Genomic DNA, 14699 nt, shown 5'->3' on the forward strand with positions numbered 1-14699 from the left:
CATGGGCCGCGAAATCGAACGCAAATTCCTGCTGGCGAGTACTGCCTGGCGCGACGAGGTTGTTCGCTCGCAGTACATGCGCCAGGGTTACCTCTGCGGAAATGATCGAGCCTCCATCCGGGTGCGGGTGGACGAGGAAGGCGCCAACCTGAACATCAAGAGCGCGACACTCGGTGTGGAGCGAGACGAATACCAGTACGACATCCCCGTGGCCGATGCGCATCGCCTGCTGGACACCCTGGCCGGCCCTCAGGTCGAGAAAACCCGCCATTGGGTTGATGTGGAGGGTTGGGAATACGAGATCGACGTGTTCGAGGGTGCGAATGCCGGTCTGATCGTGGCTGAGCTGGAGCTGCCGAGCAGCGATGCCGAGTTCCCGCGTCCCGACTGGCTGGGCGAAGAGGTCTCGCACGACCCGCGCTACTACAACACCGAGCTGGCGCGGAACCCCTACCGCGAGTGGCCCGATGCCTCCTGAGCCCCGCGAGATCTTCGCTTCAGACTGCCGTGCCTGCCCGCGCCTGGCCGCGTTTCTGGAAGACGTCCGCACGAAGCACCCCGAATACCACGCAGCGCCTGTCCCATCCTTCGGTCCGCTGGACGCCAGGCTGCTGATTGTCGGCCTGGCGCCCGGGATGCACGGGGCCAACGCCACTGGGCGCCCGTTTACCGGTGACTACGCCGGCGTGCTCCTGTATCAAACCCTGCATGCGCACGGCTTTGCCTCCGGCCCCGAGAGTTCCCGCGCCGACGACGGGCTGGAGCTCCTCGACTGCCGGATTACCAATGCGGTGAAGTGCCTACCGCCGCAGAACAAGCCGACCACCGAAGAGATTCGCACCTGCAATGGCTTCCTCGCGGCCGAGATGATGGCCATGCGGCCACAAGTGATCCTGGCGCTGGGCAAGATCGCCCATGACGCCATCCTGCGCGCGAAGGGACTGCCGCTATCCAGCCTGCGTTTCGGCCATGGCGCCGAGCACGAGCTGGACGCAGACACCCGTCTGATCGATTCCTACCACTGCTCGCGCTACAACACCCAGACCCGCCGTCTAACCCCCGCGATGTTCGACGAGCTCTTCGCCCGGATCCGCACCCAAATCGGTTAGCCTTCCAGGCCCAAAAGGCCTGATTTCGCTTCGCCGTAACGGCCCCGCGTCGGGGGGTGGCCAGAGAAATCGCCAGGCGCCTGCGGCGCTCGCGATGACGCTGTGCTTTTCCTGTCATTGCGAGGCCCCGCAGGGGCCGTGGCAATCGGCTGGGTTATGGCCAGATTCGACACCCCGGATGCGGGGCGTTCATAGCCAATGCTCTCCCCAAGGGGAACACTTCCACAGGACGAAGCGAAGGGTGGGGGATGCCGGGTGACCAGACAGTTCCGGTATCCTGAAAAGATCATGAGTGCCCCCGAGACCGGATTCGATCCCAAGGACTTTCTGCAGACGCTGACGCAGTCGCCCGGCGTGTACCAGATGCTGGATGCGTCCGGCACGGTGCTGTACGTCGGCAAGGCGCGTAACCTGAAGAGCCGGGTGGCCAGCTACTTTCGCGGTAGCGACGACCGTGGTCCACGCATCCGTTCGATGGTGCGCCAGATCGCCGATATCCGTGTGGCGGTCACGCACACCGAGGCCGAGGCCCTGCTGCTCGAGGCCAACCTGATCAAGCGTCATCGGCCGCGCTACAACGTGCTGCTGCGGGACGACAAGAGCTACCCCTATATCTATGTCTCCAACCAGGAGTACCCGCGGCTCGGGTTTCACCGGGGCGCGAAGAAGAAGGGCGTTCGCTATTTTGGGCCGTACCCCTCGGCCGGGGCGGTGCGCGAGAGCCTGGCGCTGTTGCAGAAACTCTTTCTGGTACGCCAGTGCGAGGACAGCGTGTTCGCCCACCGTTCGCGGCCCTGCCTGCAGTATCAGATCGGGCGCTGTACCGCCCCCTGCGTGGGCTATATCACCCCAGAGGACTACGCCCGCGATGTCGATGCCTCGGTCAAGTTCCTTGAGGGCCGTAGCGAGGCGGTCACCGCCGAGCTGATGGAGCGCATGGAGGCGGCCTCCGCGCGCCTGGATTTCGAACATGCGGCGCGCCTGCGTGACCAGATCGCCCGCCTGCGACAGATCTCGGAGCAGCAGTTCGTGGCGGGAGGCGAGGGGGATGCCGACGTGTTCGCGCTGGCGCAGGAAGCCGGGGCCTGCGCGATCGAGATCTTCTTCGTGCGCAACGGCCAGAATCTGGGCAACAGCGAGCTGTTTCCCAATGTGCCGGAGGCGACCGAGACCGACGAGATCATGGCCGCGGTCCTGGCTCAGTACTATGCGGAACGCGAGCCGCCCGCGCGCATCCTGCTGTCCCACGAGCCACAGGGGACCAAAGCGCTGGAGGCCTTTCTGGCCGAGCGTCGGGGTGGCAAGGTGGCCCTGGCCTGGTCGCTGCGCGGGGATCGGGCGCGCTGGCTGGATATGGCGCGGCGTAACGCAGAACTGGCGTTGAAGACCCGGATTGCCAGTCAGGCCGGCCAGACCGCGCGTCTGGATGCCTTGACGGCCGAACTGAGCCTGGAGGCGTCGCCGAAGCGTATGGAGTGTTTCGACATCTCGCATACCGGGGGCGAGGGCACGGTGGCCTCGTGTGTGGTGTTCGGGCCGGACGGGCCGATCAAGTCGGATTATCGGCGCTTTAACATTTCCGGGATTGAACCGGGCGATGACTACGCGGCGATGCATCAGGCGCTCAGCCGCCGTTTCACTAGACTGAGGAAGGGTGAGGGGCAGGAGCCGGATATCCTATTTATCGACGGCGGCAAGGGGCAGGTGACCCAGGCACTGAATGTGCTGGCCGACCTGGGTCTGGACCACATCAAGGTGGTTGGCGTGGCCAAGGGCGAGGCGCGCAAGCCGGGTATGGAAACCCTGATATTGAGCGGGGTAGAGGCCCCCTCTATACTGCCCGCGCATTCGGGGGCGTTGCACCTGATCCAGCAGATTCGGGACGAGGCGCACCGTTTTGCGATTACCGGGCACCGGGCCCGCCGGACGAAGGCGCGCAAGGAGTCGACCCTGGAGGCCATCCCGGGGCTTGGTCCGAAACGGCGCAGCGCGCTGTTGCGACACTTCGGTGGCTTGCGCGGCGTCAGCCGGGCCGGCGTCGAGGAGTTGGCCAAGGTGCCCGGGATTCACCGCCGCCTGGCACAGGCGATCTACGACCAGTTCCACGAGAGTTGAGCCACGTACATGTTTCCCCAATTACCCACCTGGCTGACTTGGTCGCGGATCGTGATGATCCCGCTGCTGGTGCTGGCGTTCTATGGCCTGTCGATGCCCGTTGGGGGGATCGTTGCCGCCGTGATCTTTGCCCTTGCGGCGGTCACCGACTGGCTGGATGGCTACCTGGCACGGCGCTGGGAGGTGACCAGCCGCTTCGGGGCCTTCCTTGACCCCGTAGCGGACAAACTGATTGTCGCGGCGGCTCTGGTGCTGGTGGTGAACCACAATCCGGACCTCGGCATCGCGTTGGCCGCGATTGTGATCATCGGGCGAGAGATTGCGATTTCCGCACTGCGTGAATGGATGGCCGAGATCGGCGGGAGTGCGAAGGTCGCCGTGTCCTGGGTGGGCAAGGTGAAGACCACGGCGCAGATGGTCGCGATCTTTCTGCTGCTCTGGGCCGAGCCCATTGTGGGTCTGCCGACCTTCGTGATTGGCGAGTGGCTGCTGTACCTGGCCGCGGCGCTGACCCTGATTTCGATGATCCAGTACATGCTGGCGGCGGCCCGGAGTCAGTAGAGCGATCGTCGCCGTTCCCACTTTTGGGTTTTGGCCTACACTGGCAAGACCGGCCTTGTGGCGTCCGCGGATTATCCATGCGCGATCCTGATGCTGACCTTGATGACATTCGGACTCTGGAGGTGCTTCAGGGTCTGCTGCCGGGGTTTGTCTACCAGTTGCGCATGAGGCCCGATGGACAGTTTGACTACCCCTATGTCGGACCCATCGTGGCGCAATGGTTTGGGGTCGATCGGGAGGCCCTCCAGACGGATGCGAGCGCGCTCCTGGACTGTATTCACCCCGAGGATCGCGAGTGGGTGATGCAGTCCACAATGGACTCGGTGGACCGGGTGGAGCCCTGGAGCGTCGAGTTCCGGATGCAGTGCCGTTCCGGCCGCGTGATGTGGGTGCAGGCCTATGACACTTCGCGGCGCCTCAAGGACGGGACGACCATCTGGACGGGCTTTGCGACCGATATCACCGAGCGCAAGCAGCTAGAGGAGTCGCTGCGCCAGAGCGAGGCGCAGTTTCGCGCCTTCGTCGAGAGCGCCAGCGATGTGATCTATTCGTTGCGCCCGGACGGCGTCATGACCTACGTATCGCCCAACTGGACCGAGAACCTCGGTTACCCCATCAGTGCGGCGGTGGGCCATGCCATCGACGAATACGTGGCCCCGGAAGATCTACCCGCCTGCTATGCCTTTCTGCATCAGATCGCACAGACCGGGCAAAAGGCCAGCGGGATCGAGTACCGCATCCGACACCAGGACGGGCACTACCGGTGGCATACCAGCAATGTCTCCCCAATGCTGAACGAACAGGGCGAAGTGACCACTTTCCTCGGTATCGCGCGCGACATCACAGTGCGCAAGGAGACCGAGGCGCAGATGCAGCGCCTTGCACACTATGACCCGTTGACCGAACTACCCAACCGTACCCTTTTCTACCAGATCCTCGACCACGAACTACTGGCGGCGCGTCGCGAAGGCCAACAAGTGGCGTTGATGTTTGTCGACCTTGACGAGTTCAAGCCGGTGAATGACCGCCATGGCCACGCGGTGGGGGATCGGTTGCTCAGTCAGGTGGCCCGGCGCCTGTCCGCTGCGATCCGCGAGAGCGATGTGGCCGCGCGGATCGCGGGTGATGAGTTCGTCGTGATGCTGCCGCGCTTCCAGTCGGCCGACGAAAGTCGGGCCCATGCGCTTGCGATTGGCGAGAAGATTCGTTCGGCGCTGGCCGAGCCCTTCGACTGTGACGGTGTGGAGGTGCGTATCTCCAGCAGCATTGGTATTGCGATGTTTCCGTTGGATGCGGCCGACGGACCGGGGCTGTCGCGGGCGGCCGACGCGGCGATGTATGTGGCCAAGAATGCGGGCCGAAACCGCGTGGTGCTGTTCGATCGCGAGGGCCATGCGACCGCCGCCGTGGGCTACCGCGGGTATTGACGTACCTGGAAACTGCGGTAGAATACGCGCCGTTAGTGAAGAGCGGGAATAGCTCAGCTGGTAGAGCACAACCTTGCCAAGGTTGGGGTCGCGAGTTCGAATCTCGTTTCCCGCTCCAACAGATTCCTGAAACCCCGGTTCGGCCGGGGTTTTCTGTTTCGGCCGCCGGAGGTATGCGCTCCGAGCCGGAACCACCCGATACAGGCTGGGTGGCAGAGTGGTTATGCAGCGGATTGCAAATCCGTGTACGCCGGTTCGATTCCGACCCCAGCCTCCATGTTCCATCACGCAAGAAGGCCGCCTCCGGGCGGCCTTCTTGCGTGATGGGGTTGCGCGCGCGCCCGGCGCGTCCGTTTACATAATGGTTCGCGGATCCTCCAAGCGGGAAGGCGGGTACGCAGGAAGAAATGACCGGTGGGGCCGGAGCCGAGACGGAGCGGTCACATGCCCGCAGGCGTTACTGAATTGTTGCTCCGGAGATTCGATTCGGCGGAGGACGGCCCGGAAGCCGCGCGCACGAGGCGGCGGGGCATGGCACTATGCGAGGGTTGGTTGGCTAGAGAGAGCACGGTGCACGCAGCGGATTTGACCCTGAGCATGCGCACCCCAAACCATTCGAGGCCCCTGCCCCGCATGGTGCGCTGGATTATTGGGGGCATCGGGATCTGGCTGCTGACGGGGCTATCCGTGCTGGGCTCGGCTGAGCCCGATTTGCGGGTGGGTGTGTACGAGAACGCACCCAAGGTCTACCTGGGTGCCGACGGGCGCGCCGACGGGCTGTTCGTTCGGCTCCTGGATTCTATCGCCCGCCGCGAGCATTGGGACATCGAGTATGTTTCCTGCGAATGGGCGCAATGTCTGCAGGATCTGCGCGATGGCCGCCTGGACTTGATGCCCGATGTGGCGTTAAGCGAAACCCGGGAAGGCTTCTTTGCATTTCACCAAATCCCAGTCGTACAGGGCTGGAGCCAGGTCTACGCGGCCCCGCATTCGGGCTTTAGCAGTCTGGGCGCGGTGGGCAGTGGGCGGATCGCGGTCCTTGAAGGCTCCGTCCAGGAAGCGCACCTGCGTGAAGTGCGGTCGCGCGACCCGGATCTCGAGTTCGGCCTGGCCACCTTTAGCAACCTCGAGGCGGTGTTGGCCTCCGTATCCCAGGGGGCGGCGGATGCGGCTGTCAGTAACAACTTCTATGGTCGGCAGCACGCGCGGGCCCATGGCCTTGTGGAGACGTCGATCACCTTCGGCCAGGTCGGCCTGTACTACGCGGCCGCGCTGGGGGCCCAGGACGGGCGTCTGGACCTGATTGATGCCTATCTGGAGCGTTGGAAGTCGCTAGCTGGTTCGCCCTACCAGCAGGCGCTCGACGCGACGCTTCTCGCGGAGGAGGCGCCCGGGTTGCCCCGATGGGTTGGATGGACGCTCCTGGTGGGTGTCGTACTGGTGGCTTTTCTCGCGGTGGCGGGTGGGGTACTACGCTGGCAAGTGCGGCGGCGCACACGCGAGCTTCAGGCTGCCAATCAACGTCTCGAACATGTGCTCGATAGTGGTCCGGCGGTGATCTACCAGCTGGATGCGGGCGACTTTCAGCCCCTTTGGGTTAGCCCCAATATCGAGCGTCTGTTTGGCATCGATCCAACTTCTGCGATGTGCCCCGGCTGGTGGGAGCAGCAACTGCACCCGGAAGACCGCAAGGCTGCGCTGTGGGAGAACGATCGTTTGCTGGAAGACGGCGAACTGGTGCGCGAGTTCCGCCTGTTCGACGGCTGGGGCAAGCTGCGCCACGTGCACGACGAGATGCGTCTGGTACCAGGGGTGCATAGTCGCCAGGAGATCGTAGGCAGCTGGATCGACCTGACCGCGAGCATTGAGCAGGAAGAACAGCTGAGGCAGATGTCGCACTTCGACGCGCGCACCGGCCTGCCCAACCGGGCACTGCTGCAGGATCGGCTGGGCCACACGGTGGAGCGGGCAATGGCCGATGAGGAGGCCCGCTGGATCGTGCTGATGGACCTGGACCGGTTCCGTAACGTCAACGAGACCCTGGGAACCGCGGCGGGCGATATCGTGTTGCAGGGAATCGCCCAGCGCCTCAGCCAGATGTTGTTGCCTCAGGACACCGTGGCCCGAATCGGTGCCGACGAGTTCTGTCTGGTGGTCGAGAGTCCCCCGGATACGCCGATTCAGGACTTTGTGGAGCAGTTGATGACAACGCTCCGCAGGCCTTTCGAGGTCGCGGGGCGGTCTCTGGTGCTGACGGCGAGCGTTGGCGTGGCGCGATTCCCCAGCGATGGGCAGACCCGGGACGAGCTTTTGATTGCTGCTGAACTGGCCATGCAGGCCTCCCGCCTTCGCGGTGGCGATAGCTGGTCGTTGTATGAACCGGAGATGGGTGCGCTGACGGAACAGCGCCTGTTCCTGGAAAACGATCTGCGTCAGGCGATCCAGAACGACGAATTCGTGCTGCATTTCCAACCACAGTTCCATCTGGGCACGGGTGACTGCGTGGGCGTTGAGGCGCTCGTGCGCTGGAATCACCCGCGGCGCGGCATGGTGTCGCCGGCGGAGTTTATTCCCCTGGCGGAGGAGACTGGGCTGATTCAGGCCATTGATCGCTGGGTATTGGAGGCTGCCTGTCGCCAGCTGGCTGCTTGGGACCAGGACGGGGTGCCGGTGTCGATGGTCGCGGTGAATCTGTCCGCCCGCGAGCTGCATGACGAGCAACTGGTCGCTTCGGTGCGGGACACCCTGGAGCGCTTCTCGATCCGCCCTGAACGCCTTGAGGTGGAGCTCACCGAGACCATGATCATGGAGTATCCGGAGCGGGCGCTGGCCGTTTTACGCCGTTTGAGTGCCCTGGGCGTGCATCTGGCGATGGATGATTTCGGGTCGGGTTACTCGAATCTTGCCCACTTGCGCCGACTCCCGCTGCATCGGCTCAAGGTCGATCAATCCCTGGTGCGGGATATCGGTCGGTCCCGACACAACGAGTCGATTATTCGCGCAATTATCGCGCTGGCCGAGGCGCTGGAGCTGGATTTGATCGCGGAGGGTGTCGAGAACGAGGCCCAGCGCGAGTTCCTCCTGAAAGAAGGCTGCGCGATCGGCCAGGGCTTTCTGCTGGGTCGTCCGGCGTCCGCGGAAGACCTGTTCCGTTAGGCGCCATTGGATCAGTGAGCGCGCTTGGGTTGCCGACACCCTGGGGAGAGGGCGGAGCCAACACGAAGGGTCCGCTACCAGGGGCCTGCCGAGGCCGTGCGAGTGGCCCCATCCCACAATGGTAGTGGGATGGGTGCCGGGCTTAGTCGGCGGGCGGCATGTATTCGTGGCGGATGTGGCCGTCCGGTTCGGGGACCTGGACGCCCGCATTTTCCAGGGCCTCCGTGAGGTCCTCGCAGTCGTCCAGATCGTCGGCTCGCTTTTTCAGCGTGGCGAGGGTGTCGGCGGCCTCGGCCTCGGGCATGGTGATGACGAGTTCGCCATTTTCGGCTTTTTCCAGATGCATGTCGTGCTCCTTGTGTCCGCTCGTGGTGCAGTCGCTACGTGAGTCCGATCAGTCTTCGATCGAGGGCTGCTTGGGGGCCTTCTCGTCGAAGGCGTGTGGCGGCTGACGAAAATCGTTATCCAGCTCGTAGACTCCTTCCTGGAGCACGGACCCCAGGGCGCGGGCGCCGTTGCTGATCTCGCCGTCGAGCTCGGTGATGTTCTCGGCAATGCTCTTGGCGGTCTTCTTGTCAATCTTCAGGGTGACGGTTCCGTTCTTCAGCGTCGCTTCCATGTCGATCTCCTTGGTTGGCGGACTGTGACGTCGGTGGTACCCGTCTGGAACGGGTCTGATTCGCGTTCGTTTGACCTGCATCATGATAGCCGGGGCTGGGAGCGAGTAGCTTCGCCTGCAAGTTCTGCCTCCAACCTAACGAAGAGGCGGGCGTTCCCATTGATTCCCGCTTCCCGGGAAAGGAGAAAGCACGATGCAGTCTAAAGTGATGACCATGCGCCACGGCCCGCGGTTCCTGGCGCTGGCCGCGATGTTGTTGGCACTTTTGGTTGCCGGGTCCGCGCAGGCCGGAGGGCATGCTGGCGAACAGCCCGATATGGTGAAAGTCACGCCGAGCCCGCATTCGTTCCCCGCTACGCTGGCGGCTTTTGAGCGCGAGGTGGATGCGGAGGGCTGGAGCATCCTGAACCGCAACAACATGGCCGGGACGTTGTCCGAGCGCGGGTTCACCATCGATCCGGTGGTGATTCTGGATGTCTGCAGCGGTCGTTACAGCGCGCAGATCCTGGAAGAGGACGCGTATCGGCCCGTTTCCGCCTTTATGCCCTGTCGGGTCAGCATCTATCAGGACAGCCAGGGCGAGGTGTTCATCTCGCGCATGAACGTTCCAGGATTCCTGCCGATGATGCCGGATGGGGTTGCCGAGGTGATGGAAAACTCCTCCGAGGAGATCGAGGCGATCATCGAACGGACCATCGCCGATTAGCGCGATGGGTTACAGTCCTCTGCGCGAGTTCGGGCCGCGGCCCGCAATGTGCACGCGATAAAGGATTTTTCGGCGGTCAGCGACACGGGACCCGTTAGGCGGGTCCCTGGTCGTTGTTGGTCATGATCTAGGTGGGGGCATGATCACCATGCCCGCCAACCGGTACGTAAGGGCGGAAGAGACGTTTGAACAACATTGCGACCCCCGCATGGGGATGCCGTTGCTAGTGACACGAAACATTATATTGGACAGTAGGCCGGCCCAACGGGGTGCCGCGCATTCCGGAACCGGGGCGCGGCACTTTTTTGTGTTGGGTGCGTGGCCACGCGGGGGCGTTCGATGATGGCCGAACGTCGTGTGTCACGGCCCCTGGCAGCCGGGTTGATCGCGGGTAGTTATGTCGTTCTGGGTCTGTTGTGGATTGCCCTGTCCGATGTGGCGCTGGCCTGGTGGGGGGGGACGGATATATCCGCGGCGTTGACGCGCGCGAACTTGGGCAAGGGCTTTGGGTTTGTGCTGGTCTCGGGCTTGTTGTTGTACGTAGCGATGCGATGGCTTCCCGGTGGTCTCCGGGAGCTATCGAGCGCGACCGCGCACGGGGAGCGAGGACGCTTCGGCCCCTGGCCCTGGCTGCTCCTGGCGCTGGCGGTGGTGATGTCGACCGGTGGGGTGGGTCTGGCGACGTGGTACTGGCAGGGCATGGCGGCCGAAACCCAGGCACAAGAAGATTTGCAGCGCGCCGCATTCCTGAAGGGGGGGGTGATTGATCAATGGCTGGCGGAACGCACGGGCGACGCCGAGGTGTTGGCGGAGGCACGCGGGTTCAACCTGTTCGCTGTGACGGCCCTGGAACGGAGATCGGCTCTGGCCCTCGGGCAGGTGCGTGATCGTCTCGATCTGATGCGTACGGCCTATGACTACGACGGCGTGGCCCTGCTAGACGCCAATCGGCAGCCCGTGATCGAGCTCGGCCGCAGTGCATTGGATGAGGCGACCATGGACATGGTGTTGCGCGAGGTCCGGCGTAGCGGTGAGATCAGCGAACCCATTTTGCATGCGAACCCCGACGGACGACCACGTGTCAGCTGGGTCGTTCCCGTGCGCGACCGTGCCGCCCCACTCGATCCAGTGGTGGGCCTGGTGCTGTTGTCGTCGACGATCAAGAGTCTGCATCCTCTCCTGACCCTCACAGAGGGTCGCAATGGGTTGGATGCCCTGGCGCATGTCGTGGTGCGTGAGGGGGATCAACGGGCGACCATCGCGCGAATTACAGAAGCCGGTGGCGTCATCATCCCGGCGCCCATGGCTTTTCCGACATTGCGCGAGCGGGTGCTGGATCATCCGCGGGATGGGGTGGTGGTCGAGCGTTTTGATGACGCCGACGTTGCTTTCCTGGCTGGCATCCAGGGACTCGCTCCGGCGGGCTGGGATCTGGTGCTGAAGCGCGAGCTTGATGCCCTCCAGGCTTTGCCGCGGCAACACGCGGTGTGGGCGGCGGGAGCAACGCTGTTCTTGTGGCTCGCGGTGCTGGGTACCGGCGGGCTCTTGTGGAGACAGCAGTGGCTTCAACGCAACCTCGCCCTGGTGCAGGCACACGCGGATCAGGATCGGTTGCTGGGGATTTTCTTCGATATGCCCTTCGTGGGTATGGCGATCTCGGGCCCGCGTGGCGAGGGCTGGGAACGGGTGAATGCGTGCCTGGCAGACATGCTGGGCTACGCGCCGACCGAGCTCGCGGCAATGGACTGGCATGATCGCCTGTCCGTACCGCAGGACCGGGGTTGCGACACGGCGCTGGACGCCGAGATGCGGCGCGGCGAACGTTCGGGCTACAGCATTGTGAAACGCATGCTGCGGCGGGACGGTCGGGTGATGGTCGCGGATATCGACGTGAAATGCAGCCGTACGCCGCAGGGCAATCTGGACCGGGTCGTGGCGACCGTGGAGGACATAACCGAACAGCGCGAGCAGGAAGAGCGTCAGCGCCTGGCGTCCGTGGTGTTCGAGAACACCCGCGAGGGCGTGGTGATCACGGATGCCACAGCCCACATCCTCTCCGTCAACCGCGCGTTCACGGAACTGATGGGGTATAGCCAGGACGAGGTGGCCGGCCGGACACCGAAGATGTTTCAGTCGGGGCGCCACGATCATGTCTTCTACGCCAACATGCGCCGCGAGCTGGAGGAGAACGGCCATTGGCAGGGCGAAATCTGGAACCGACGCAAGAACGGGGAGATATTCCCCGAGCTGCAAAGCATCACCGCGGTTCGCGACAGCCAGGGGCGGCTTACCCATTACGTGTCGGTGTTCGCCGATATCTCCCGGATCAAGGCCTCCGAGGCCGAACTCGATTTCCTGGCTCACCATGATCCGCTGACCGAACTGCCCAATCGGCGTCTGCTGCGCGCGCGGCTGGCCCACGGGATCTCGCTGATGCGTCGGCGCGAGGGCCACCTGGCGTTGTTGATCCTGGATATCGACCGCTTCAAGGACATCAACGACAGCCAGGGCCACGCGGCGGGTGACCGTCTGTTGAAGATCGTGGCCGAGCGTCTGCAGGCCGGTCGGCGCGGTACCGATACCGTTGCGCGTCTGGCCAGCGACGAGTTCGCTGTGCTGGTGGAGAACCTGGGGCATGTCGACGATGCCGCGCGGGTGGCGGAGAACATTATCCGCGAGGTCGGCCACCCCTGCGATCTCGGCAACGGGATCGAGATGGAAGTGGCCGCAACCATCGGGATCGCGGTCTTCCCCGATCATGCGACGGATGCCGACATGCTGCTGCAGCAGGCGGGTACCGCATTGTCGCAGGCCAAGCTCGAGGGGCGCGGAAGCTACCGCTATTACTCGGATGAATTTGCCCGAGCGGCACGTGATCGCATCGACCTTTCCGCGCGCCTGCGCCGGGCGCTCGAGCAGGACGCCCTGGAAGTCCACTACCAGCCGCAATACAACGTGGCGGATGGGCGCCTGCTGGGTGCCGAGGCGCTGTTGCGCTGGAGCGACCCCGAACTGGGCCCGATCTCGCCCGGGCGCTTTATCCCGCTGGCGGAACAGACGGGGCTGATCGTGGAACTGGGTGCCTGGGTCCTGCGCCGGGTGATTGCGCAGGGCCGCGAATGGCAGGCGGCTGGATATCCGCCGGTGCGCCTGGCGGTCAATGTATCGGCCCTGCAGTTCCAACGCGTCCCAATCGATCAGCAGGTGGGGCTGCTGCTGGAGGAGTACGACTTCCCCGCCGATCAGCTGGAGCTGGAAATCACCGAGTCGGCACTGATGGCCGATCCAGGCCGTGCGCGCCGTATCCTGCAGCGGTTGCGCGAGCGTGGGGTGCACTTCGCGATTGATGACTTCGGTACCGGGTATTCGTCCATGGCGCAGCTCAAGCGCTTCCCGGTGGACACGCTCAAGATCGACAAGAGCTTTGTCGATGGCCTGGCCGCGGGGGACGACGACGAACGCTCTCACGATCTGTCTATTGCCCGTTCGATCGTGGGCCTGGGCCATGGCCTGGGACTATCCGTTCTCGCCGAGGGCGTCGAGACGGCCGAGCAGTTGGCCGTGCTCAAGGGCTTGGGCTGCGACCACTATCAGGGGTTTTACGCCAGCCGACCCATTCCGGCACCGGAGTTTGCGTCTGTGCTGGATGCCGTTGTGGCGTCTCGCTAGCCCAGATTGAGGATGCCGACGACGCTGCCGGTCATCAGCGTGGCCAGGGTCCCGGCGACGATGGCGCGAATGCCCAAGGCCACGATCTCGCTGCGGCGTTCCGGCACCAGGGCCCCCAGACCGCCGATCAGGATGCCAAGGCTGCCGAGGTTGGCAAAGCCGCTGAGGGCATAGATCAGGATCAGTTCGCTGCGCGCGGACAAGGCGTCTGCGGGAAGTTCGGCCAGGTGCAGGAATGCGACCATTTCGTTGAGTACGGTCTTGACCCCCAGCAGTGAGCCGGCGGTGACGGCCTCGCTCCAGGGGATGCCCATCAGCCAGGCCAGCGGCGCGAAGATCCAGCCCAGCATGCGTTCCAGGCTCAGGGCGTCGCCACCGAACTCCGGCAAGGCACCCAGTCCCGCGTTCACCAGTGCCACCAGGGCGATCACGACGATCAGCAGGGCGATGATCTGCAGGAGCAGTTCCAGTCCGCGCAGGGTGCCGCGCGTGATGGCGTCCATGGAGCTGGTGGCGGCTTCGGACTCGGGTAGCAGGTTACCCGCCGTTGAGGGCGCGGTGGGGGGAATCATCACTGTCGCGATCAGCAAGGCCGCCGGAAGACTGATCAGGGAGGCGACGATCAGGTGCCCGAGCGCATCGTCCAGCACCGATCCAATGATCGTGGCGTAAAGCACCAGCATGGTCCCGGCCAGGGTGGCCATGCCCACGGCCATCAGCGCAAAGAGCTCGCTGCGCGTCATCTCGCGCAGGTAGGGGCGGATTACCAATGGGGACTCCACCATGCTCAGGAACACGTTGGCGGCCGTGCCCACACCCAGCGCGCCACCGATACCAAAGGCACGTTGCAGCAGCTGCGAGGCGCCGCGTATCAGCAACGGGAGGATGCGCCAGTGGAACAGCAGTGCCGAAAGGGCGCTCAGCACCAGGACCAGCGGCAGGGCCTGAAAGGCGAGGATGAAGCTGCTGCCGGGGCCATCGGCCTGGAATGGCGGCTCATCGCCGCCCAGGTACCCGAACACGAACGAGGTACCGGCGCGGGTGGCGTCGGTCAGCGCGATCACCACCTCGTTCGCCCACAGGAACAGGTGCTGTGCTGCCGGAATGCCCAGCAACAGCGCGGCGATCGCGAACTGCAGGGCGAGTCCGGCGAGGACCGGGCGCCAGGGAAACAGGCGTTTGTGCTCACTCATCAGCCAGGCCAGGCCAATGAACATCAATAAGCCGAATGCGGCCTGGACGGTGCTCACGGATGAATCCCCAATGGAAATGGCGGACACAGCATACTCAACCGTGGGATCGTTCGCGCCGCTGCGTCCGGAATGGTCGCTTCGAGA

At 64.2% G+C, this 14699-nt stretch carries 11 protein-coding genes and 2 tRNA genes; 10 read left to right on the forward strand and 3 right to left on the reverse strand.

Annotated features, from left to right (window positions below; translation table 11 throughout):
* Position 1: 1 nt before the first annotated feature.
* The 8 genes from F462_RS11290 (at position 2) to F462_RS11325 (ending at position 8368) form a co-directional block, all read left to right on the forward strand.
* Positions 2-478, forward strand: a complete 477-nt coding sequence (locus F462_RS11290; protein ID WP_038054180.1) for a CYTH domain-containing protein — start codon at positions 2-4, stop codon at positions 476-478.
* Positions 468-1109, forward strand: coding sequence for a uracil-DNA glycosylase (locus F462_RS11295; protein WP_038054184.1), 642 nt, complete (start codon positions 468-470; stop codon positions 1107-1109). Before F462_RS11290 ends, F462_RS11295 begins: the two co-directional genes overlap by 11 nt.
* A gap of 288 nt (positions 1110-1397) precedes the next feature.
* Positions 1398-3224, forward strand: a complete 1827-nt coding sequence (gene uvrC / locus F462_RS11300; protein ID WP_038054187.1) for an excinuclease ABC subunit UvrC — start codon at positions 1398-1400, stop codon at positions 3222-3224.
* A gap of 9 nt (positions 3225-3233) precedes the next feature.
* Complete coding sequence (pgsA, locus tag F462_RS11305; RefSeq protein ID WP_018139926.1) at positions 3234-3785, forward strand: CDP-diacylglycerol--glycerol-3-phosphate 3-phosphatidyltransferase; 552 nt, start codon at positions 3234-3236, stop codon at positions 3783-3785.
* Between the two features lie 77 nt (positions 3786-3862).
* Positions 3863-5212: a sensor domain-containing diguanylate cyclase gene (locus tag F462_RS11310; RefSeq protein WP_038054191.1), complete on the forward strand. Its 1350-nt coding sequence runs from the start codon at positions 3863-3865 to the stop codon at positions 5210-5212.
* 42 nt (positions 5213-5254) lie between these two features.
* Positions 5255-5330: transfer RNA gene (locus F462_RS11315), tRNA-Gly, on the forward strand.
* A gap of 85 nt (positions 5331-5415) precedes the next feature.
* Positions 5416-5489 (forward strand) — tRNA-Cys (locus tag F462_RS11320).
* A 440-nt stretch (positions 5490-5929) separates the two neighbouring features.
* Positions 5930-8368 carry an EAL domain-containing protein gene (locus tag F462_RS11325; protein WP_208854173.1) on the forward strand — a complete coding sequence of 813 codons (2439 nt, stop codon included), beginning with the start codon at positions 5930-5932 and terminating at the stop codon, positions 8366-8368.
* A 142-nt stretch (positions 8369-8510) separates the two neighbouring features.
* Here F462_RS11325 and F462_RS11330 read toward each other — a convergent pair whose 3' ends face one another.
* Entirely contained in the window at positions 8511-8714 is a 204-nt protein-coding gene (locus tag F462_RS11330) for a hypothetical protein (protein ID WP_038054195.1), read from the reverse strand.
* 48 nt (positions 8715-8762) lie between these two features.
* Complete coding sequence (locus F462_RS11335) at positions 8763-8987, reverse strand: hypothetical protein (protein WP_018139922.1); 225 nt, start codon at positions 8985-8987, stop codon at positions 8763-8765.
* 208 nt (positions 8988-9195) lie between these two features.
* Between F462_RS11335 and F462_RS11340 the strand changes: the two genes are divergently transcribed.
* Positions 9196-9693, forward strand: coding sequence for a DUF302 domain-containing protein (locus F462_RS11340; protein WP_038054198.1), 498 nt, complete (start codon positions 9196-9198; stop codon positions 9691-9693).
* 339 nt (positions 9694-10032) lie between these two features.
* Positions 10033-13362 carry an EAL domain-containing protein gene (locus F462_RS11345; protein WP_038054200.1) on the forward strand — a complete coding sequence of 1110 codons (3330 nt, stop codon included), beginning with the start codon at positions 10033-10035 and terminating at the stop codon, positions 13360-13362.
* On the opposite strand, the gene F462_RS11350 is transcribed toward F462_RS11345, so the two are convergent.
* The gene (locus F462_RS11350) at positions 13359-14579 is read right to left on the reverse strand and encodes a NupC/NupG family nucleoside CNT transporter (RefSeq protein WP_081911433.1); all 1221 of its coding nucleotides are present in this window, start codon (positions 14577-14579) and stop codon (positions 13359-13361) included. The two genes, F462_RS11345 and F462_RS11350, sit on opposite strands and share 4 nt — an antisense overlap.
* Positions 14580-14699: the final 120 nt, after the last annotated feature.

This window comes from Thioalkalivibrio sp. ALJ1 (genome assembly GCF_000745395.1).
Taxonomy (GTDB): Bacteria; Pseudomonadota; Gammaproteobacteria; order Ectothiorhodospirales; family Ectothiorhodospiraceae; genus Thioalkalivibrio.